The sequence below is a fragment of the Roseibium sp. genome (assembly GCF_965232425.1).
GTDB lineage: Bacteria > Pseudomonadota > Alphaproteobacteria > Rhizobiales > Stappiaceae > Roseibium.
Genome location: NZ_OZ246971.1, coordinates 3,002,029 through 3,022,951 on the forward strand (window position 1 = coordinate 3,002,029; position 20,923 = coordinate 3,022,951).

At 60.7% G+C, this 20,923-nt stretch carries 21 protein-coding genes; 12 read left to right on the forward strand and 9 right to left on the reverse strand.

Translation table 11 applies throughout. The features are described 5' to 3' along the window. Positions 1-89: 89 nt before the first annotated feature. Entirely contained in the window at positions 90-986 is an 897-nt protein-coding gene (locus ACO08A_RS13825) for a LysR family transcriptional regulator (RefSeq protein WP_422041588.1), read from the reverse strand. Positions 987-1,257: 271 nt separating this feature from the next. Next, positions 1,258-2,061: a creatininase family protein gene (locus tag ACO08A_RS13830; protein ID WP_422041589.1), complete on the reverse strand. Its 804-nt coding sequence runs from the start codon at positions 2,059-2,061 to the stop codon at positions 1,258-1,260. Positions 2,062-2,231: 170 nt separating this feature from the next. Between ACO08A_RS13830 and ACO08A_RS13835 the strand changes: the two genes are divergently transcribed. From ACO08A_RS13835 to ACO08A_RS13845, 3 genes are all read left to right on the forward strand, one after another. Further along, complete coding sequence (locus ACO08A_RS13835) at positions 2,232-3,182, forward strand: putative metalloprotease CJM1_0395 family protein (RefSeq protein ID WP_422041590.1); 951 nt, start codon at positions 2,232-2,234, stop codon at positions 3,180-3,182. A gap of 109 nt (positions 3,183-3,291) precedes the next feature. Next, positions 3,292-4,434 carry an MFS transporter gene (locus ACO08A_RS13840; protein ID WP_422041591.1) on the forward strand — a complete coding sequence of 381 codons (1,143 nt, stop codon included), beginning with the start codon at positions 3,292-3,294 and terminating at the stop codon, positions 4,432-4,434. 153 nt (positions 4,435-4,587) lie between these two features. Beyond that, positions 4,588-5,127, forward strand: a complete 540-nt coding sequence (locus ACO08A_RS13845) for a MarR family winged helix-turn-helix transcriptional regulator (RefSeq protein ID WP_422041592.1) — start codon at positions 4,588-4,590, stop codon at positions 5,125-5,127. Positions 5,128-5,197: 70 nt separating this feature from the next. Here ACO08A_RS13845 and chrA read toward each other — a convergent pair whose 3' ends face one another. Next, positions 5,198-6,544 carry a chromate efflux transporter gene (gene chrA / locus ACO08A_RS13850; protein ID WP_422041593.1) on the reverse strand — a complete coding sequence of 449 codons (1,347 nt, stop codon included), beginning with the start codon at positions 6,542-6,544 and terminating at the stop codon, positions 5,198-5,200. 146 nt (positions 6,545-6,690) lie between these two features. Here chrA and ACO08A_RS13855 point away from each other — a divergent pair, with 146 nt between their 5' ends. Next, entirely contained in the window at positions 6,691-6,939 is a 249-nt protein-coding gene (locus tag ACO08A_RS13855; protein WP_422041594.1) for a hypothetical protein, read from the forward strand. Between the two features lie 27 nt (positions 6,940-6,966). Here the strand turns inward: ACO08A_RS13855 and ACO08A_RS13860 are convergent, their stop codons facing one another. After that, positions 6,967-7,842 carry a LysR family transcriptional regulator gene (locus ACO08A_RS13860; protein WP_422041595.1) on the reverse strand — a complete coding sequence of 292 codons (876 nt, stop codon included), beginning with the start codon at positions 7,840-7,842 and terminating at the stop codon, positions 6,967-6,969. 76 nt (positions 7,843-7,918) lie between these two features. On the opposite strand from ACO08A_RS13860, the gene ACO08A_RS13865 reads away from it, so the two are divergent. Both ACO08A_RS13865 and tmpT read left to right on the forward strand, forming a co-directional pair. Continuing rightward, complete coding sequence (locus ACO08A_RS13865; RefSeq protein ID WP_422041596.1) at positions 7,919-8,689, forward strand: sulfite exporter TauE/SafE family protein; 771 nt, start codon at positions 7,919-7,921, stop codon at positions 8,687-8,689. A 38-nt stretch (positions 8,690-8,727) separates the two neighbouring features. Beyond that, positions 8,728-9,372 carry a thiopurine S-methyltransferase gene (gene tmpT / locus ACO08A_RS13870; protein ID WP_422041597.1) on the forward strand — a complete coding sequence of 215 codons (645 nt, stop codon included), beginning with the start codon at positions 8,728-8,730 and terminating at the stop codon, positions 9,370-9,372. Positions 9,373-9,411: 39 nt separating this feature from the next. On the opposite strand, the gene ACO08A_RS13875 is transcribed toward tmpT, so the two are convergent. Both ACO08A_RS13875 and ACO08A_RS13880 read right to left on the reverse strand, forming a co-directional pair. Further along, positions 9,412-10,389, reverse strand: a complete 978-nt coding sequence (locus tag ACO08A_RS13875; protein WP_422041598.1) for a DUF808 domain-containing protein — start codon at positions 10,387-10,389, stop codon at positions 9,412-9,414. Positions 10,390-10,596: 207 nt separating this feature from the next. Beyond that, positions 10,597-11,052, reverse strand: coding sequence for a methylated-DNA--[protein]-cysteine S-methyltransferase (locus ACO08A_RS13880; protein WP_422041599.1), 456 nt, complete (start codon positions 11,050-11,052; stop codon positions 10,597-10,599). Between the two features lie 623 nt (positions 11,053-11,675). Here ACO08A_RS13880 and ACO08A_RS13885 point away from each other — a divergent pair. The 3 genes from ACO08A_RS13885 to ACO08A_RS13895 all read left to right on the forward strand — a co-directional run bounded on the left by ACO08A_RS13885 (position 11,676) and on the right by ACO08A_RS13895 (position 14,206). Continuing rightward, complete coding sequence (locus ACO08A_RS13885) at positions 11,676-12,320, forward strand: L,D-transpeptidase (RefSeq protein WP_421979913.1); 645 nt, start codon at positions 11,676-11,678, stop codon at positions 12,318-12,320. 42 nt (positions 12,321-12,362) lie between these two features. Continuing rightward, positions 12,363-12,896: an OmpA family protein gene (locus tag ACO08A_RS13890; RefSeq protein ID WP_421979912.1), complete on the forward strand. Its 534-nt coding sequence runs from the start codon at positions 12,363-12,365 to the stop codon at positions 12,894-12,896. 218 nt (positions 12,897-13,114) lie between these two features. Continuing rightward, complete coding sequence (locus tag ACO08A_RS13895) at positions 13,115-14,206, forward strand: LacI family DNA-binding transcriptional regulator (RefSeq protein ID WP_422041600.1); 1,092 nt, start codon at positions 13,115-13,117, stop codon at positions 14,204-14,206. 19 nt (positions 14,207-14,225) lie between these two features. On the opposite strand, the gene ACO08A_RS13900 is transcribed toward ACO08A_RS13895, so the two are convergent. The 3 genes from ACO08A_RS13900 to ACO08A_RS13910 all read right to left on the reverse strand — a co-directional run bounded on the left by ACO08A_RS13900 (position 14,226) and on the right by ACO08A_RS13910 (position 18,216). Next, positions 14,226-16,388 carry a diguanylate cyclase gene (locus ACO08A_RS13900; protein ID WP_422041601.1) on the reverse strand — a complete coding sequence of 721 codons (2,163 nt, stop codon included), beginning with the start codon at positions 16,386-16,388 and terminating at the stop codon, positions 14,226-14,228. 168 nt (positions 16,389-16,556) lie between these two features. Further along, a complete protein-coding gene (locus ACO08A_RS13905) occupies positions 16,557-17,726 on the reverse strand; it encodes a pyridoxal phosphate-dependent aminotransferase (protein WP_422041602.1) in 1,170 nt (389 codons plus the stop codon). Continuing rightward, a complete protein-coding gene (locus tag ACO08A_RS13910) occupies positions 17,701-18,216 on the reverse strand; it encodes a hypothetical protein (RefSeq protein ID WP_422041603.1) in 516 nt (171 codons plus the stop codon). Before ACO08A_RS13910 ends, ACO08A_RS13905 begins: the two co-directional genes overlap by 26 nt. A 17-nt stretch (positions 18,217-18,233) precedes the next feature. On the opposite strand from ACO08A_RS13910, the gene ACO08A_RS13915 reads away from it, so the two are divergent. Genes ACO08A_RS13915 through ACO08A_RS13925 form a run of 3 tightly spaced genes read left to right on the forward strand, consistent with a single transcriptional unit; the run spans position 18,234 to position 20,823 of the window. Further along, the gene (locus ACO08A_RS13915) at positions 18,234-19,298 is read left to right on the forward strand and encodes a CobW family GTP-binding protein (protein ID WP_422041604.1); all 1,065 of its coding nucleotides are present in this window, start codon (positions 18,234-18,236) and stop codon (positions 19,296-19,298) included. A gap of 13 nt (positions 19,299-19,311) precedes the next feature. After that, on the forward strand, positions 19,312-20,289 hold the full coding sequence (locus ACO08A_RS13920; RefSeq protein ID WP_422041605.1) for a WD40 repeat domain-containing protein: 978 nt from the start codon (positions 19,312-19,314) through the stop codon (positions 20,287-20,289). Between the two features lie 33 nt (positions 20,290-20,322). Next, positions 20,323-20,823, forward strand: a complete 501-nt coding sequence (locus tag ACO08A_RS13925) for a DUF2937 family protein (RefSeq protein ID WP_422041606.1) — start codon at positions 20,323-20,325, stop codon at positions 20,821-20,823. The last annotated feature ends 100 nt before the right edge of the window (positions 20,824-20,923 follow it).

Here is a 20,923-nt window from a genome sequence, read left to right on the forward strand (position 1 = left end):
CTGGCTTGCGCCATGAATAGCTGATGGAAATCCAAGAAAGTGATCCGGGTGCCGGGGCACCCGGCACGGCTGTTCCGCGAAGCGCGCGGTCAGCTGCTTTTCTTGACCATGGCCGTGCGCATCCTGGACATTTCCGTGCTCAGGAAGTCGCAGAAATCCTTGGCGACGATGGAAATCGGCCTGTGTGTCGGGGTCAGGATCGACAGGCCGTTCTGAATGCGCGGGCGGAACGGCCGGAACACGATCATCGGCGGCCCCAAACCCAACCGTCCGTCTTCCTGCGCCTTGTAGGCGGTGAGCATGTCGCAAATGAGCGCGCAAAGACCCGCTTCCACGAACCGCAGTCCGGGCAGGGCTGTCTGCAATTCGAAGCGCTGGTTGAAGCGGACACCGGCATCCCTGAACCTTGCAAGCGTCTGTTTGTGGCTCCTGTGCTCGGAGTGAAGTAGCGCCAAGGGATATCCGTCGAGTTCTTCCGGCGTGATCACTTCCTTCGCCGCAAGAGGGTCCGTCGCCGGAACAGCGCACATGCATTCAAGGTCGAAATCGATCTGGTCGAAGGAGTTTCGCGCCCTGGGCGTTTCGGAAAAGCCGATGTCGAATTGCTGCGCGGCGATGAGTTCCTCGATCTCGGAGGACGACCGGCTTGCCAGGGCAACCTTCACACTGGGCTTGTCGGCAACGAACTTCGACAGGCTGTTGGGGAGAAAGTCTGCAACCGCTTCGGGTATGCCGGCGATCCGCAGCTGGCCATGTTCCTTGTTGGCGAGGCCGCGCAGCGTCCTCTTGGAGGTTTCGAGCCGTTTCAGGATGGCTTCGGCTTCCTCAAGGAAAAATTCCGCCTCTGGTGTCGGCACGAGGCGGCCTTGCTCGCGCATGAAAAGCTTCAGTTCAAGCTCTGTCTCCAGACCTGCGATCGTCGAACTGACAGCGGGCTGTGTCCGGCCAAGGGTGCGGGCCGCTTCCGAAATGGACCCACTCCGCATGACCTCTCTAAAGGTCGCCAATTGCCGGATCGACAGGTTCATTGATACTCGAAAAACGCCCCTATTGTGGTCATCTGAATAATGTGTCGCCCGAGGCGAGAAGGTCAACTGCCGCCGCCGGACACCTGCCAAATTGACATGTATAACCCCGTTTGTTCAGGACGATTTTCCTGAAAAACTTTGTTCCACGGCGGTTCAACTTTTAAGTGTTTTAAGGTTGTTGTGGCTGTTCTGGTCTTGTCTTGCCGGATGAAGCAAGACGGACGTAGCGTCAGTTTTCGCTGTTCCAGAGCCTTGCGAGATCGAAGGCATTGACGTCCTGCAGCAATTCGACGAAGCCCCTTGCCGCGTGATCAAGCGCCTGCCGCCCCTTTTCGGCTGACGCCGCACGTGCGTTGCCAAGCGCGCCGAGCGGATTGAGATCCTGGGCCTTCCAGCCGTACTGCGCCTTGCCGTGGCCGCGAAGATGTTTGAACTCGTTCAGATAAGACTGTTGCTGCGATGTGAAGTCCTGTGCCTTTTCCATGCGCACGAGGCCGGGATGCAAATGCAGCATCAGGGATGTTTCGATGTCGCCGCCATGGATCCCGTAGGTGAACTCCGCCTCCGGAAACAGGCCCTCCGGCTGGCCGAAGCGCAACCAGTTGGTCGCGGTGACGAACATGTCGTGCTTCACGCGCAGTTCACGGGAAACGATATCCATGATCGGCACGTTGCCGCCATGCGAATTGATCAGGACCAGTTTGCGCACACCTGCCCGGGCAACGCTTTCGCCGATTTCCATCCAGCATCTGGTCACCGTCTCCCAGGAAAGGGTCAGCGTGCCCGGCGATGAAATATGCTCATCGGATTTGCCGATGGTCTGCAGCGGAAGGAAGGTGGCCGGCAGATCGTCAGGAAGGAGTTCGAGGACGCGTTTGACCTGCCCTTCCGCGATTGCCGTGTCGGTGACAAGCGGCAAATGCGGGCCATGCTGCTCAATCGCCGCAATTGGCAGGACAGCGATCCAGGACCCGCGGGAGGGAGAGTTGAAATCCTCCGTTGTCATGTCGTGCCAGAAGCGCCGGGGCTGCATGTCGATGTCCTGCCTTGGGAATGTCAGAATGTCTCATTTGCACAGCGGGCCGCGCCAGGCAAGTGCGTCGCGACAGGGACAACAGTCCGTTAAGTGTTCACGAACAAATGATCGATGCGGCTTAACCTCCATTTAGAATTTGCTGACTCCTCTTTGAGACAATTACGCGCATGATCGGCGCCCTGTTGTCCAACACGCCGGCGAACCTTTTGAGAGGCAATGGTGTCGCAGGCGAACCTGAGCCTGGTCCGGGAACGGGTGGTTCCGGCCGGGAGCGGGAAAGTGCGCGCGACAGCCTGGCAAGTGCGCCCGCCCAGTCCGCGCGGCGCAGTTCCGGACCGGTCCTGTCCTCGCAGGCGGTTCTTGCACTGCAGAGCACGGAGCAGACCGGAGCCCGGAGCCGCGGTTCGTCTCCGCAGGACACGCAAAATGCCGGAGACGAACCCGACAGCGCGCCGGCTCAGCAGACGGCGGCCGCAGGTGCGGGCGTTGCCGCCGCAGCACAAGGCGGCGCAAATCCGGCACAGGGCCAGGCCGGGGCCGGCGAGAAGGACGATCCGGACGGAGACGGGCTGAACGAGGCCGAAGAAAAGCAGGTTCAGGAGCTTGCCAAGCGGGACCGCGAGGTGCGGGCGCATGAGCAGGCGCATGCCCGTGTCGGCGGACCCTATGCCGGTGCCCCCAGTTACACGTTCCAGCAGGGACCGGACGGCAAGCGGTATGCGATCGGCGGCGAGGTGCAGATCGATACCAGCAAGGAAAAGACACCCCAGGAGACGATCCGCAAGATGCAGATCGTGATCCGGGCAGCCCTTGCGCCCGCGGAACCGTCCTCACAGGATCTGAAGGTCGCGCAGCTGGCACGGTCACAACTGTCGGAAGCCCAGGCGGAAGCCCGCCAGGCGAAAGCGGACGAACTTCAGGGCTCTGATGAAGGCGGAGAGGCAGCCCCTGCAGGCGGACCGGATGCAGCGCCCGGAGGTGAAGAGGCGTCTTCCGGCGGATCCGGCGGCGATCCGTCCGCTGCGGAAACGCGCGGCCGCGAAGCTGCTTCGGCCTATCAGTCCGCACTTCAAAGAGCGCGCGATGCCGACGCCCTGCTGGCGTCCCTCGTGGCCTGATCCGTCCCGCCACCGCAATTTGCGTTGAAAGGTCTGCCGGGACAGGATAGAGCCGGAGGAAGGCATTTTCTTTTCGGGGCATTCCCGGTCCCGGGTATCAGGTCACATCATGCAGGCGATCGCAGCGCGCCGGGTTGTCTCGGCGGTGTTTTTCATGTGTGGGACCTTCATCGGTCTTTGGGCATCCCGTATCCCCGATGTCAAGGCGGCGACGGGCTTGAGCGAAGGCTGGTTCGGTGTCCTTTTGCTGGTTCTGGCGCTCGGGGCGTTTGCCGCTTTTCCGATCGCCGGTGCATTCATCGACAAAAAGGGTCCGGCGACGGTCACAAAGGCGTCGGCTGCCGCAACGGTCGTCACGTTCACGTTTGTCGGGGTGTCACCCTCCGTCGCGTCGCTGGCAGTTGCACTCTTTCTTGCCGGTTTCGCCTTCGGCTCGCTGGATGTGTCCATGAACGGGTGGGGTGCGGAAGTCGAAACCGTGCTCGGGCGGCCCGTGATGTCGTCGTTTCACGGCCTGTTCAGTCTCGGCGCCGGTGCCGCCGCGGCGGCAGGCGGACTTGCCATCCAGCTGGAGCTGAGCGTTGCGCTGCATTTCTGTCTCTGGGCGGTGCTTTCACTTCCCGTGCTGTTCTGGAGCCTGCGTCAGGGCTGGCCGCTGCAAACCGGCCCGGATGAAGAGCGGGGCAAGGCGCCGCTGTTTGCAATCCCCAGGGGCGCGCTGCTTCTTGCCGGGCTGATTGCGCTGATCGCCGCGCTGGGCGAGGCGGCCGTGACCGACTGGGCGGCACTCTACCAGATTACCGATCTCGGATACTCCGAGGCGATTGCGCCGACGGCTTTCACCGTTTTCTCGATCGCGATGGTGATCATGCGGTTTGCCGGAGACCGGGTCATCGCCCGATACGGGCCCGTGCCGGTGGCGCGTGTCAGCGGATTTGTTGCCTTTGCCGGCGGTCTCCTGCTGGTCTCCGGATGGAACATCGGTGTCGTCTGGGCCGGATGCTTCATAATGGGCATCGGTTACGCTGTGCTGTTTCCACTCGCCATGTCGCGCGCCGCCGCGGACCGGCATATCTCGAAAGGGCAGGCACTGGCCTCCGTTGCAACACTCGGATACGGCGCGTTTCTGTTCGGTCCTCCGATCCTCGGGTTCATCGGACAGGTGTTTACGTTGGGGGCCTCTTTCGCCGTTGTCGCGTTTCTGACGCTCGTGATCCCTTTCCTTGCGGGCTCGCTGAAGGTGGATCCTTGATTTTCTTAGCCGGCGATGGATCATCCAATGGCGTGGCTTTGCAAAAATTTTACGCATCTTGATAATGTCATTTGACGGTTAAATTCTCCGGCTAGGTTTCCGCCACGTTGCAAAGCCGATTGATTCGGGCTGATCTTGGAATGGGGACAGGCAATGGCCTTCAACTACAAAAAGAGCATCACATTCCGGCTGGTCCAGGCGGCGAAAGCCCAGAGAGCCAGATCCGGAGCACATCTCATGCGGATCGGACTGCATCCGGGGCAGGAACTTGTGCTGAAAGTTCTGGCCGATTCCGACGGCCGCACCATGAGCCAGCTGGCACTGGCGCTGGGCGTCCAGCCGCCGACCGTCACCAAGATGGTGACCCGCCTGTCCACGCAAGGGTATGTGCGCCGGCAGGTGTCCGATACCGACGGCCGTCTGGCGCGGGTGTTTCTGACCGACGAGGGCGGGGAGCTGGTCGCGTCTGTCGACAAGGCCTGGAAGCGCCTGGAGCGCGAGGCGATGTCGGGTCTGGACGACAAGGACCGGAAGAAGCTGCGGAAACTGCTTCGCCAGGTGGAGAAAAATCTGTCGCTCGCCGTCGACGACGATCCGGAACACGAGAACGACTTCGACACGGATGGCGACGACACCCCGGAGACCGACAAGAAAACGGGCTCCGGGAAGGGCAAGGAACTGACAGCCGCCTGAGGTCAGGAGCCTGGTCATGGTGTTCGGTGCCTCGCGCCGGCGATGCCGGATTGGCGTTCCGGACGTTTCGTCAGACCAGGATAAGTCTTGCCAACAGCCCCAGCAGGGCGGTCACGGCCAGAACCGTGGCGATGCCCCTCTTCAGGACAAAGACGAAACACGCGGCCACCAGAGCAATTCCCGCAAGAACCGGGTCAAGAGATCCGGGCGCGGGCCAGGTAATCTCGAAGGGGCCAAAAGCCCGGGTCCCGGTTTCGGTAAACAGGACATTGAGGGCGAACCAGACCGCGAGGTTGAGGATCGTGCCCGCAACGGCTGCGGTTATTGCCGACAAGGCCCGCGCAAGTTTCCTGTTGCCGCGCAGCCTTTCCATCCAGGGCGCCCCTGCGAGGACAAACAGAAAACTCGGCACAAAGGTGACCCAGGTCGTCATCGCCGCGGCCATCAAGGCACCGCCAAGCGGTGAAAACGGAGCGGGGTCGCGCCAGCCGCCAAGAAAGCCGACGAATTGCGTGACCAGAATAAGCGGACCGGGTGTCGTTTCGGCCAGGCCGAGCCCGTCGAGCATTTCGCCTGCGGTGATCCATGACTTCGTTTCCACTGCGACCTGCGCCATGTAGCTCAACAGCGCGTAGGCACCTCCGAAACTGACCACCGCGAGAAGCGAGAAAAACTCGGCGATCTCCACGAAAACGTTTCCAGGGGAAAGGAACAGCATCGCGGCAAATGGCGGGGCGACCCAGAGGAGGATGCCGATCAGAACCGTCCACACCGTCTTGGCGAGTGTTGTCGGAGCCCCGTCAGGGTCGCCCACAAGCAGCGGCCCGGAACCGTGGCCCGCCAGCAGGCCGATGGCCGCGGCACCGAGGATCACGACCGGGAAGGGAATGGAGGCGAAGAAGAGCGCGCAGAAGGACGTGGCGCAAAGGACCCAGGACAGGCGCGTCTTCAACGCCTTGCTGCCGATTTTCATCAGAGCCTGAAGCACGATGGCAAGCACGCCCGCCTTGACCCCGTAAAAGAGCGCCGAAACGAACGAGGTCTCGCCGTATGCGGCATAGATGTAACTGACGATCGCCATGGCTATGGCACCGGGAAGAATGAACAGCAATCCAGAGACAAGCCCGCCAAGAGTGCGTCCGCTCAGCCAGCCGCAATAGGTCGCGAGCTGCTGGGCTTCCGGTCCGGGCAGCAGCATGCAGTAGTTGAGCGCATGCAGGAAGCGTTCCTCGGACAGCCATTTGCGGTTCTCGACGAATTCCTGATGCATGACGGAGATCTGTGCCGCAGGGCCGCCGAACGAGAGCAGGCCGACCTTCAGCGACACCGAACTGATGTCCGAAAGCGTCGGACCTGAAGACGCATTCGCGGCGCTGACATCGCCGGAGGAAGGTTCGGAGGAGGGGTCTTGGCGCATACTGCAATCGTCTTGGTGAAGGCTTCCCGTTCCTAAGATGTCTTTGTGACAGCCGCAAGTACACGGGTGTTCACCGGAAGATTACAAAACGCTCATTTGCAATGATCCGGCCTTCAACCCATGTCATTGGGCATGCAGAGATGGTCTTGAAGGAGATCGGAGTGACCATGACCTACCAGACGATCAACGAGGAAAGGGGGGCCCGGAAGGCGGCGGAGTTGCGCCGCCGGTTTCAAAAGGCCTCGGTGAACCCGGGCCGGGCGTCCGGATTCGGACCAGCGAAATTTGATGCTCTGAGGACCGGCTTCGGTTCGCGCAAGGAGTATTTCAATGCGTTCCTGATCTGGATGACGATGGCTGCCGTGATCGTCTTCTTCGGGTTCATGCTGTTCTGAACCGCATAAAGCGGCGGCAGGGTGCTGTCAGGCCGCATTGCCGTTTTCAAAGAGCCCCTGCCTGAGCGCGGTGACGATTGCACCGGTGATCTCGGCGGGAGCATCCGGCGAGACCATGATCGACTGGGTCATCGCCGGCAGTTTCGGGAGGCCCCGTTCTGGCCGTGCGATACGCATGCCCGATTGAACGGCGCGCGCGGGCAGCACACCGATGGCAAGGCCTGCGCGGATGGCACAGCGCAGGTTCGAAAAGCTCTCGCTCCTGAACTTGACGTTGAAAGCGCGCTCCTGTTTCGACAGGAGAACGACCGGCAGCCTGCTCCACCAGCATCCCCTGTCGAGAACCGCAAGCGGGACCGGCTCGCCCGGATCGCGGTCGAAGGTGTCGCTTTCCACCCAGTGATTTGCCTCGATCTCGAGAAGATCGTGCGCACCCGGTTCGGGTGTCGCAACGACGGCGACATCAAGCCGGCCGTCCTCGATGGCGGCAGGGAAGCCGGCGGAACAGCCGGATTTAACGAAGATATCCAGAAGCGGGTAGGACTTGCCGAAATCCGAAAGAACGGTTTCAAAAATCATGTCATCATAATGGTCGGGAATGCCGACACGAACCTTGCCGCGCAAGGGATGCTCGAAAAGCGACTGTGCCCGGTAGAGATCCGCCAGGATGCCTTGCGCGATCGGCAGGAGTTTCTCGCCATCGGGCGTCAGTTTCATACCCTTGGGATGACGCTCGAACAGCTTCGCGCTGAGGCCGGTTTCAAGTTTCCTGAGCTGCACGCTCAATGCGGATTGCGTCCGGTTCAGTCGTTCGGAGGCCAGGGTCAGATGGCCCTGTTCGGCGATCGTCACGAAGGCACGCAGCAGGTCGCTGTTCAGGGAAATCTGTTCGATTTTTTTCATCAAGATCTTCAAATCAATTCATTTTATTAATGATGATACCTCGCCTAGCCTCTCCGTCAACTGATGGGGCCGGGACATGGATTACACGAATCTTGCAATATTGCTCGGTGTCGGGCTGGTCGGCGGGGCCTGGAACGCGATCGCGGGCGGTGCCACGCTGTTCACGTTTCCGGCTCTGATGGCCGCCGGGCTGCCGCCGGTGGTTGCCAATGCCACGAACTTTCTCGGACTGCTGCCGTCCAATGCAGCCGCGCTGATGGCCTACCGGGAGGAGCTGCGCAATGGTGGCGTCCTGCTCGTCAAACTGAGCGTTGTCTCCGGTGCGGGCGCAGCTGTCGGCTCGGTCCTGCTGCTTGTCTCCGACCCTCAGACCTTTCTGTTTCTCGTCCCGTTCCTGCTTCTGGCGGCGACCTTGCTGTTCGCGCTCGGAGAGCCGATGCGCCGGGCATTCGTCAGGCTTGCGGGAGCTTCGCAAACCTCTCCTGCCGTTTATGGCGTGTTGTTTCTGGTTTCGATCTATGGCGGCTATTTCGGAGCTGGCCTCGGGATCATCCTGCTCGCCATCGCACAGATCATCGGCCATTCCGACTTTCATGCTGCGAACAGCATGAAAAATCTGCTCGCAACGAACTTCACGATCATCAGCATCGTGATATTCGGGATCGGCGGGCTCATCGACTGGACCGCGGCAATCGTGATGATGGCCGGCAGCACTGTCGGCGGCTATGCCGGAGGATACTGGGCGCGGTCCGTGAACCAGCGCCTGCTGCGCACCCTGGTGGTCGGTTTCGGCGGACTGCTGTCGCTTGTCTATTTCTGGCGTATCTTCGGCCCTCATGTATTTTGACAGGCTTCCGCTGCAAGGCGAACCGAACGGATGGACAGATGGAACCGACTTTCTGGGAGAACCGCTGGCGCGAGGGCAAGACCGCCTTTCACGAAGGCGCCGTCAATCTGCATCTGGAGCGGCATTTTCCGGTCCTGAAACTCGGGCGGGGTGCGCATGTGTTTGTGCCCCTCTGCGGCAAGAGTGTGGACATCGACTGGCTGCTCGCGCAGGGCTGCCGAGTGAGTGGCAGTGAGCTGAGCGCGGAGGCGGTTGAAGCCGTGTTCGCGCGGCTGGATGTCACGCCCGAGATCCGGGATGTGCAGGGCCTTCGGCGCTATTCCAGTTCCGGGCTCGACCTGTGGCAGGGCGATTTCTTCGCGCTCCAGAGCGCCGATCTCGGTCCCGCCGACGCTGTCTACGATCGTGCGGCTCTTGTTGCCATGCTGCCCAGCATGCGCAGCGGTTATGCCGACCACCTGCGCCGGCTCTGCAACGGCCTGCCGCAATTGCTTGTCACCTATGACTACGACCAGGCGCTCATGGAAGGGCCTCCGTTCGCCGTTCCGGAAGCGGATATTCGTGCGCTCTACGAAGACGCATACAAGATCACTCCGCTCTCGAGCGTCGACATATACGGATCGCTGGCGGACCGGTGTTCCGGCAAGGAACAATCGTGGTTTTTGCGGCCTGCCAACACCTAACGGCCAGGTTTGAACGGCTGTCGCGGTTTGGTGCCGCAATCAGTGTTCGCCTGCTTCCTCCGGCTTTTTCCGGAACATGTTCCACACCGGCAGAATGATCTTCGCCACGATCGGGATCAGGATCAGTCCGAGGATCAGGCCCAGGACACCGTCGAGAGAGGCCGTCATCGCCCAGGCGACGAAGCCCTCGAACTGACCGACCGAATGGGCAACGGAATGAGCGATGTCATGGATCGTGTTGTAGATGCCCTTGACGCCGAGTTCCTTCAGGCCGTGGATCACGATGGAGCCACCGACCCAGAGCATGGCCGCGGTGCCGACCACCATCAGGATCTTCAGGAACCCGGGCATTGCCTTGACGATGCCCCGGCCCATCGCGCGTATGACGGACAAGCGTCCCTTGTTCGACATCATCAGGCCGACATCATCCGCCTTGACGATCAGCGCGACGGATCCGTAGACCATCACCGTGATGCCGATGGCGACAACCGCGAGCGTCGCGGCCTCCATCCAGATATTGCTTTCCGGGATTTCCGACAGGGCGATCGTCATGATTTCGGCCGAGAGGATGAAATCGGTCTTGATCGCGCCGGAAACCTTCTGCTCTTCCAGATGCACCGCGTCCACCGCCTCCTCCAGAGGCAGATCCGCAGGGCTGTCCTTGTGGGCGAACAGATGATGGATCTTTTCCGCTCCCTCGAAGCACAAATAGGCGCCGCCGAGCATGAGCAGCGGCGTGATTGTCCATGGCGCGAACTCGTTCAGCGCCAAGCCGACCGGCAACAGGAAGAGCAGCTTGTTCTTGAGCGACCCCTTGGCAATGCGCCAGACGATCGGCAGTTCACGGGCGGGTTTGAAGCCGGTCACGTATTTCGGCGTCACAGCCGCATCGTCGATGACCGCTCCTGCGGCCTTGGAACCCGCCTTGGCGGCCTGGCCGATGACGTCATCGAGCGAGGCGGCGGCAACTTTCGCAATCGCCGCGACATCATCGAGTAAGGCAAGTAGTCCGCTCATGGCTGCTCCCGGGCCGGTATGATTTGCTCGACGCGACGATAGTCTGACTGTGCGACAGCAAGAATGCGTTTCAGGGCGGCTGCTTTCCGCCGGAAATTCAATCGCCGTATAGTCTCAGGCATTGGGACTATTCTCAACACGGTCCCGAAAAACGTCCACAAGGTGCGCAGTGACGCTCGAGCCGGGCAAGGAGGAACGCGTGCGAGGTCAGACAAGGAACGGATACCCGCCCTCGAGCTTCAGCAATGCGATCTTGGTGTCGAGCCCGCCTGCGCCCGAATATCCGCCGAGGCCGTTGGCGGACAGGATGCGGTGGCAGGGGATGATGATCGGTATCGGGTTGGCTCCGCAGGCCTGGCCGACCGGCTGACCGTAGGTGCCGAGTTCCTTCGCGACATCGCCGTAGGTGCGGGTCCGGCCGTAGGGGATGGCCAGCATTGCCTGGAAAACCGACTGGTGCAGGTCACCGCCTTTCGGCGAGAGCGGCAGGTCGAATGTCTCGAGTTTGCCGTCGAGATAGGCGTTTACCTGTGCGGCGGCTTCCCGAAGCAGGGGCGTTTCATCCCGGCCCGCGGGGCCATTCCAGTGCACTTCGGTAATGGCCTCTTCGGCTTCGCAGATGGACAATCGTCCAAGCCAGGTCTCAATTTCCGTTACCGGCATCGCGTTTTCCGTTTTCCGTCACATACATGCATTCCCAGGGTCAGGACCCTAGGATACGGACACATAAATGAAGTCAATTTGGTTTGGATCGTTTTGACCGACTGCGAGGAGCGAAAGCGCAGGAAATGTGGTTCATTTTCAAGCCTTTCGCGACGATGCAGGTGGCCGAAACGACCAAATCCGAAGGACGGCAAAATGGCTTTGCCTCGCGGCGTCACCGCGCTTGACCGGGCATAAAGCCCGCTCTGCACACGCTTCCTCGCGAGATTTTGCCATTTCTGCCGCCAAATCGGCTTCATTTATGCGTCCGTACCCTAGCCCTACGTTCTCACAAAACCGGCGTGAAAAGCGACAGGCATCGGGACGATTTCCCGCATTCCCGGTTTGTAAGACACAGATTGGACACGGCGGAGGTTCTTGCGCTGTTCGTCCAAACGAAGCTCGTCTGGATGGTGGGCGTGGCGTCAGGGCTCTGGATTCGTTGCCGGTGTACGTGTTTCTCTCTCCGACTGCAGGTGGAAAAAGCGCTAGACGGTTGACGGGTCGCGTGAGTTTCCCTCTTAATGGCCGCTGGCGTGGACCCCGGGTGACAACTGGTCACCAACCTGTCTAGGAGGAATGGGATGGCAATGGATCGCCGAACTTTTCTGGGAGGAGCCGCAGCTGTCGCGGGCACCTTCGCAATGCCGCAGCTGGCCCAGGCCAATGCTGCAGCCAATGCTTATTTCAACGGGTACGAGCAGGATAACGGCTTTCAGTACCGTCGAACGAACCTGAACCGCATCGACCCCGTCTGGCGCCGCCAGATGGTCAAGTATTTCAGCGACGAACCTCCGGGGACGGTCGTGGTCGATACCCAGAATCACTTTCTCTACTGGGTCTGGGAGAACAACACGGCGCTGAGATACGGCGTTGGAGTTGGACGGGAAGGATTCAAATGGTACGGTCGCGCGCGGATCGACCGCAAAGCGCTCTGGCCGCGCTGGGTGCCGCCACCCGAAATGCTCAAGCGTCAGCCGGATCTGCCGCGCAGGGTGGAGGGCGGTGCGCCGAACAACCCGCTCGGGCCGCGGGCGCTCTATCTCTACAACAACGGCAGCGATACCGGATACCGGCTGCATGGGACCCTGGAACCCTGGAGTATCGGTCATGATGTCTCCAGCGGTTGCATCCGCATGCTGCCGGAGGACATCATCGATCTTTACCAGAGATGCCCGAAAGGAACCGGCGTTCTGGTTCTGGAACATCTTGGCGCAAGTGCCGGCTGAGGCCGGCACGCTTGGGGAATAGCTTAGTCTTGGGGGGCGTTCTTGTTTAATCGGATTGGCCATTGGGGCCGGAATTTCATGATCATCGCCTTCTGCGGAGCCGGGCTCGCCGCCTGTAACTCCGCAGGGGGAATTTCGTCGCCGAATGTCACCAATGCGCCGGCCGCCGGGTTCGGCCAGATTTCGAACGGTTCCGAAGAAGAATTCATCATCAATGTCGGTCGCCGGGTGTATTTCGACCGGGGCTCCGCGGTGGTGACCGAAGAAGCCAAGATGACGATCAAGAACCAGGCCGACTGGCTGAAACAGAACAAGAAGTGGCTCGTCAAGGTGCAGGGGCACGCGGATGATCCGGGCAGCGAAGCGGCCCAGAAAACACTGTCCAGCCAGAGAGCCGATGCCGTCATGGCGGAACTGGTCAGTCTCGGCGTGAGCCCGAAACGCGTGTGGTCCAAGGGCTATGGTGTCGAGCGGCCCGTGACGGATTGCTCCTCGATCGAGTGTCAGTCTCAAAACAGGCGCGTTGTCGTCAATCTCAGGGAAGAGTACGACGAATCCGCGCCGCAGGCGCGCTAGTGCGGTGAATCTGAAGTTCGTTCGAAGCCCGCTGCAAAATCTGTCGAACTTCAGATTCAGGTGACTGGCACCATGGTGCTGAAGTCCGTTCCAGGTCTGCCGAAGTCGGCACGAACTTCAGCGTCCGGTCACTCGTCGCCATCATTTTTCTGTTTACCGCAGCGGCCGGGAGCATTATCGCTCGATAAAGCCGCCGCTGCGGGAATAGAGACCACTGAATGTCCGAAGACAAAGACTCCACGCCCTCTTCCGGGGATTTACCGCCCAAACCAGGCAAGCGACTTACACTCGGTCATATCGCCGATCAGCTCGGCATTTCGACCGCAACCGTGTCGCTCGCCCTGCGGGACAGTCCACTCGTGGCCGAAGAAACCCGCGAGAAGGTCAAGCAGACCGCGGAAGAAATCGGCTATATCTACAACCGTTCCGCCGCGTCGCTGCGCACCTCGCGCAGCCAGATTGTCGGCGTTGCGGTGCATGACATCCTGAACCCCTATTTCGCAGAGGTTTTTTCTGCGCTTGAGGATGTCCTGGAAGAGCAGGGGCAGATGATATTCATCTGCAATCACCGCGATGACGCCAAACGCCAGCGCGGTTTTGTCAACACGCTGCTGCAGCACCGGGCGGACGGGCTGATCCTGTGCCCCTCGGTCGGGACGACGGCGGAAGAAATCAACAGGCTCGTCGATCAGGGCATTCCGGTCACGCTGGTTGCGCGCGAAGTGCCCGGCGTGTGGGCGCCATGCGTGCGCGGTGACGATGTAGCGGGTACCTACCAGATCACGAAGCATCTGCTGGCGCAGGGACACAGCAGGATCGGCATGGTCGGCGGACGCAGGGAGAGTTCCACCGGCAAGCTCCGTCACGAGGGCTGGAAAAAGGCCCTGGAGGAGGCAGGGATCGACCCGGCCGGCCAGGTCGACCTGCCGGAACTGATGACGCAGGCGGACGGACGGGCCGCCGTGCCGGACATTCTGGAAGCGGAGGAAAGGCCGACAGCCATTGTCGGCTTCAACGACCTTGTCGCCTTCGGCATGATGACAACGCTCCGGCGCGCCGGCATCGAACCGGGACCCGACATGGCCATTACCGGCTACGACGATATCGACGGTGCCGATGCACGAACGCCGGCGCTCACGACGGTTGCAAATCAGCCGGAGAAGATCGGCCGCCTCGCCGCGCTGACCCTCTTGCGCCAGATCGCCGGCGACCGGGTCCCCAACAAGCCGATCGTGATAGAGCCGGAGCTCCGCATTCGCGAGAGTTCGCCCCCGCCCGGGGTGCGCCTGGCGCAGCGGCTCGCGGATTAGCTCAAAGCTTCGGAGAGTCCTAGACGGCGATCGAATCGGGCGAGGCGTCATGCATGACGCACTTGTTTCGTCCGGATGATTTTGCCTGGTAGAGCGCCGTGTCGGCCTTCTGCATCAGTGTTGAAAACTCGACATCCTCGCGGCTGGAGACCGCCAGCCCCATGCTGCAGGTCACGACCAGGGACAGCCTCGGATCCTGACAGGATCGGACGATCTTCTTGCGCAATCGCTCGCAAACGGTGAACGCGTCCTCCAGGCCCGTGCCACTCAGTATCAGGCAAAATTCTTCGCCGCCGACCCGTCCGAAAATGTCGACGGAGCGCAATTCCCTGCTGATGGTGCGTGTAAACAGCTTCAGAATATCGTCGCCGGCAGCATGACCATGCTGGTCGTTGATGCTCTTGAAGTGATCGATATCCATCATGACGGCCGTGAACACCTGATTGGTCCGGCGGAACCGCTGAATCTCGGTGTTTGCCTTTTCGAGAAAGGCGCGCCGGTTCAGGATCTGCGTCAGATCGTCGATGCTCGCAATGCGTTCCATGCGGATCTTCGCATCCATCAGCGCCTGGTGGTCGCGCTGGCGTGCGATTTCGTGGCCGATCCAGTCGGCGAACTGACGGATGATCTGAACATCCGCGGACGTGAAGGGCCGCTTGCGGATCTCCCGGCCGGTGAAGTTGATCGTGCCGTGCACGATCCCGTCCACGAGCAGGGGCGCGCCGATATAGGTTTCGATGTCGAACAGCTTGTAACAGGGGTGACCGGCGAATTCCGACTGGCCGGCATGGCCCGTCGCGACGGGTTCGTCCGCCTGCAGCGTCAGGGTGCAGTAGGTGTCCTTCAATTCAAACGACTGGCCGGGCTGGACCGTGTCGCCCGGGCTCTGGGCGTGCGTGATCGTGTAGTTCTCGCCGATCACGTGACTGATGATACCGACCGGCAGATCGAAATGGTCGCAGCCGAGCCGCAGGATTTCGGCGATCTTGTCCTCGTGCCCGAGCTCCCTCGTCGAGGTGATGGCGTAGAGTTCCGCAAGCGTTCGTTCCGTGTTCTTGCGGTCGGTGATATCGGAAATCACCACCACGAGACCGTCCACCTCCCCATCGTCGTTGAAGCGCGGATTGCAGTCCATCAGGCATTCGCGGGTGACGCCATCGGGAAAGTGCATTCCGATTTCGCCCGAGGCTTTCTCACCGCTCATTGCTTCCATGAACAGAGACCGGACGCTGTCGCGTTCCTTCCAGGGCAGCTTTTCCCTGAGGCGGGTTCCCAAAAGCTCCTCGGGCGTTCCATTGAACCAGGCGTAGCCGGTCTTGTTCAGGAACAGGCACTTGCCTTCGAGATCGACTTCGCCGACGCAGGCGGACATGCTGTCCGCCATGAGATGAAGGTTGCGGTAGGCTTTCTCTGCCAGTGCTTTGGCGTCCTTCAGTTCCGTGATATCCGCCCGGATGCCGACAATGCCGCCTGTGCTCGTCCGGGTCTCGGAAATCCGGAGCCAGCGGCCGGTTTCCAGCTGCTGCTCGATCACGGCTCCATCGGCCGCCTGATGCTGCTTCAGTCTGGTTTCGAGCCAGGCTTCATCGTCCAGACCGCCGGTGTTGTACTGAGCCTTGCGCAGTCCGAAGCGAAGGATGTCTTCGAAGCGGTTTCCGGGGAACATCGCCGGAGCCGATTCAGCGTAGATTTCGCGGTACATGTCGTTGCAGATGATCAGCCTGTCGTCGGCATCGTAGATCGCGAAACCTTCAAGGATTGCGTCGAGGGCATCCTCCAGGGTGAGTGCCAGATCGCTCAGCTGGGTTTCGAGCTGCTTGCGATCGCTGACATCTCGCGAAATGAACAGGAGACCTGCCAGGGTCTGGGAGGTGTCGAACAGCGGCGCACTGACCACTTCGAGCTGTTTGCGGGTTCCGTCGCCCAGCACAGCCTCGATGGCATACATCCTGCGGTTTTTCTGGTCTGCCGGTCTTTGGTACAGCTCCGCCATCCGGTCGAACTGCGCCGGGTCGGCGAAAAAAGGCTTCGTCGTGTTGCCGATCAGATCGTGTTGACTGACGCGCAGGAGCTTTTCCATGGCAGCGTTTGCAAACACGATGATCCTGTCCGGATTCGTGACCAGAACAGCCTCGTTCAATCCGCCGAAAGACTGCTGCAGATCGAGTGTGACAGACTCCACCGACTTCCTCCCGTCATTCAGGCACCGCTTGATGCCCTTACGTAAATTCTGACAAGGAAAGAATTAAAAAATTGATACATCAGCATGTTATTTCACTCATGGCAGAGTGTTTTTAATAGTAAAAAACCGTGATTTTTTCCTATATGGCAGTAATCACTGGCATTTTTTCTATTGATCCAGAAATGTTCCGATCCGTTCAAGGGCGCGGAGGATGTTTTCTGTGGAGTTCGCGTAAGAAAGGCGGATGTATCCCTCTCCTAGAATTCCGAAGTCAGGCCCTCCAATAGTTGCAACGCCGGTTTCCTCCAGCAGGGCCGATGCAAGTTCCTTGGCCTTCCAGCCGGTGTCCTTGATGTTCGGAAACGCGTAGAAGGCGCCGAGCGGCGTGCGGCAGGACACGCCGGAGAGCGCGTTGAGGCCGTCGACAATCACACGTCTGCGCGCGTCGAATTCCGACACCATCGCCTCGACAGCCGTCTGGGGGCCGGTCAAGGCGGCGAGGCCGGCGAACTGCGCCGGCGCGTTGACGCAGGACCAGGCGTTCACGGCGAGTTTGCGCGCCTTGTCCGCAAGGCTGTCCGGCCAGACGGAAAAACCCATGCGCCAGCCCGTCATGGCATAGGTCTTGGACCAGCCGTCGAGAAGGATCAGGCGATCCCGGATCGACTCGAAACCGAGCAGCGAGACATGCTCCATGCCGTCATAGGTCATCTGCGAGTAGATCTCGTCCGACATCACCGCGACATCAGGATGGTTCTCCAGGCCCTTGACCAGGGCTTCGATCTCCGACCTCGGTGTCACGCCGCCGGTCGGGTTGGCGGGTGAATTGAGAATCAGCAGGCGCGTCCTGTCCGTGATCAGGGACAGCGTTTCCTCGGCGGAAAACGCAAAGTCGTTCTCCTCGCGTATCGGAACGGGGACCGGTCGTGCCCCGGTAAACTCGATCATCGACCGGTAGATCGGAAAGCCCGGGTCCGGATAGAGAATTTCGGTTCCCGGCTCGCCGAACATCAGGATCGCCATGAACATGGTGACCTTGCCGCCGGGCACGATGAGCACATTTCCGGGGTTGGTTTCAACGCCGTGCCGCTTGAGCAGATCTGCCGAAACGGCTTCCCTCAAGGGCGCAATTCCGGTCGCCGGGGTATAGCCATGCTGCCCGTCCCTCAGCGCCTTGATCGCCGCTTCGACAATGTGATCCGGTGTCCGGAAATCGGGCTGGCCGATACCGAGATTGATGATGTCCCGGCCCTGGCCGGCAAGTTCGGTCGCCCGTGCGAGAACAGCGAACGCATTTTCCTCGCCAATGTGGTCAAATCCGCTGATTGTTTTCAACATCCGCTGCTCGCTTTCTTTCGCCGTCCTGACCGTTGATTTTGGGCCGTAACCTAGGGTACGGACCTATAAATGAAGTCAATTTGGTTTGGATCGTTTTGACCAGCTGCGAGGAGCGAAAGCGCAGGAAATGTGGTTCATTTTCAAGCCTTTCGCGACGATGCAGATGGCCGAAACGGCCAAATCCGGAGGACGGCAAAATGGCTTTACCTCGCAGTGTCACCGCGCTTGACCGGGCAAGAGCCCGCTCTGCGCACGCTTCCTCGCGAGATTTTGCCATTTCTGCCGCCAAATCGGCTTCATTTATGGGTCCGTAACCTAACGCCCGACCCTGTCCGTGAAAAGACCGGAAGGCGGCTGAGGCGTTCGCCCTTCCCGAGCCTGCCGGCGGCCAGCACAGGAATTTTTGCGTGCTCTCTCCAAATTGCCGCGCGATGTGCTTATATTCGCGGCCAACGCACCTGTTTCCCGACAGGCTGAGCACATCCAACAAGGCCAGGAACCCTCGCAATGACCGCGACCCAGGACGCCCAGGCACAGATTCCGGTCACGGTTCTGACCGGATATCTCGGTGCCGGAAAGACCACGCTCCTCAACCGCATCCTCACCGAAAACCATGGACAGCGGTACGCCGTGATCGTCAATGAATTCGGCGAGGTGGGGATCGACAACGACCTGCTCGTTGAATCCGACGAAGAAATCTTCGAGATGAACAATGGATGCATCTGCTGCACCGTCCGCGGCGACCTGATCCGGACCGTTCAGAACCTGATGAAACGGAAGGGCGCTTTCGACGCCATCATTGTGGAGACCACAGGCGTGGCCGATCCGGCGCCCGTCGCCCAGACCTTCTTCATGGACGATGATGTGCGCGCTTCCGCCAGGCTCGATGCCGTGATCGCTGTCGTTGACGCGCGCCATGTGCTGCAGCGCCTGGAAGATACCGAGGAGGCCGAGGACCAGATCGCCTTCGCCGACGTGATCCTGATCAACAAGACCGACCTCGTCACGCCCGAGGAACTGGCAACGGTGGAGGCACGCATCCGCTCGATCAATCCCTACGCCGTTCTGCACCGGAGCGAGCGCTGCGGAATCGAGATTGCCAAGGTGCTGGACCGGGGTGCCTTCGATCTTGACCGGATCCTGTCGCTGGATCCGCATTTCCTGGAGCACGGCCATGCCGCCCATGAATGCGGCCCGGACTGCGATCACGATCACGACCATGATCACCATCATCACCATGGCCACGGGCATGACCATCACCACCACGATGACGCCCCGCATTCCGTGAAGAGCATTTCGCTCACGGCAGGGGATCTCAATCCGGACATGTTCTTTCCCTGGATCAGCCAGGTCACGCAGGTGCAGGGCCCGAACATCCTGCGTCTCAAGGGCATCCTGTCCTTCAAGGACGATCCCCAGCGCTATGTCATCCAGGGCGTTCACATGATCGTCGAGGGCGATCACCAGCGAGACTGGAAAGAAGGCGAGGCGCGCGAAAGCCGGCTTGTCTTCATCGGGCGGGACCTCAACTGGGATGTCCTGAAGCAGAGTTTCCAAGCCTGCGCGGCATAACAGGGAAGAACGCGTGCCGACAATAGCACCAGTGGACGTGGACGGTTTCGTGGTCCGCGCCGGTTTCCTGAAGGCGTCCGCCTTCTTCGCGTCCGGAGAGGGCGACGTCACCTTTTCCGGAACAGGCGAGAAAAAGATACGGCCGCACAAGGCCGGTCTGCTCGCCGCCGAACCGCTCAAGGACGGAACCGGTCTTGTCACGTCCGGCGATGACGGCTGCATTTACCGATGCGGTGCCGATGCCTCCGCCGAACTTGTTGCGGAGCGGCCGCGCAAATGGATCGATTTGATTGCCACGGGTCCGTCCGGGGCAATCGCCTTTGCCAGCGGCCGGGTTGCCTGGGCCCTTCTCAATGACGGCCGGGAAAGGGAATTCGGTCACGACCGCGCGGTGGGCGGACTTGCGTTCGCGCCGAAGGGCACGCGCCTGGCGGTTTCCCGGTATGACGGCGCAACGCTCTGGTGGGCCGGAACCGACGGTCAGCCGACCGAGTTTTCCTGGAAAGGTGCCCATCTGGGGATCAGTTTTTCGCCCGACGGAAAATTCCTTGTCACGGCGATGCAGGAAAACGCCCTGCATGGCTGGCGGCTGTCGGATGCCCAGGACATGCGCATGTCCGGCTATCCGGCCAAGGTCAAATCGTTCAGCTGGTCCTTCAAGGGCAGATACCTGGCCACGTCGGGTGCCAATGCCGCGATCCTGTGGCCATTCCAGGGGAAAACCGGTCCGATGGGACAAACACCGCTTCAGCTCGGTTCCAGAACGGACCTGCTGGTCTCAGCGGTGGCCTGTCATCCGAAGGAGGATGTCGTTGCCATCGGGTATCAGGACGGGTCGGTAACGATGTGCCGGTTCGAGGACAAGGCGGAGGTGCAATTGCGCCGGCCCGGAAATAGCCCTGTTTCTGCGATGGACTGGGACGCGGACGGCCTGCGGCTGGCCTTCGGAACCGAAGCCGGTGACGCGGGTATCATAAGCTTGCAGGACTGACAGCCGTCCGGCAATCCGTGACCGGAGACATTCATGTTCAGAACCCTGATCATACTCGTCATGCTCGTGAGCGGTACGGCAACGTCACAGTTTCCCGAATTTTCGCAACAATACCGGCAGCGGCTCGGCGGGGCGATCGATGCCCTTGAGGGCATCCTCGCCGATTTCAGACGCGATGCATCGGCTTTCGGCCTGACCGTTGCCGAAGCGATTGATCGCCAGAGGTCTTCCGATGACCCCTTCATCCGGGCACGGGGTGACAGCATGGCGGTTGCCGGTGTGCGCCTTGAGGCCCTCAAGCGGCAGCGCCAGGCGCTCGAGGCGGCGGGACCCGTCGCGCGCATGTTCGTGGTTGCGCGCGGATTTGATCCCCAGCTTGCGCAGGCAACGGCGGAAGATTACGAGCCGGCCATTCCGGTGACGATAGCCGGGTTTGTCAGCGCCGCCATCGGCGCGCTGGCGGGGTTCGCGCTGGTGCGGCTGTTTGCCGGTCTCGTGCGCCTTGGCCGCCGGAAAACCACCTCTCATCGATAGTCGGATCTGTTGACCGTTGTCCTTCAGCGTAACCTGTTTTGACCGTTGCGGGACAAATCGGGTAATCACGTCTCAATGCGTTGCCCAAGCTGGAAGGATG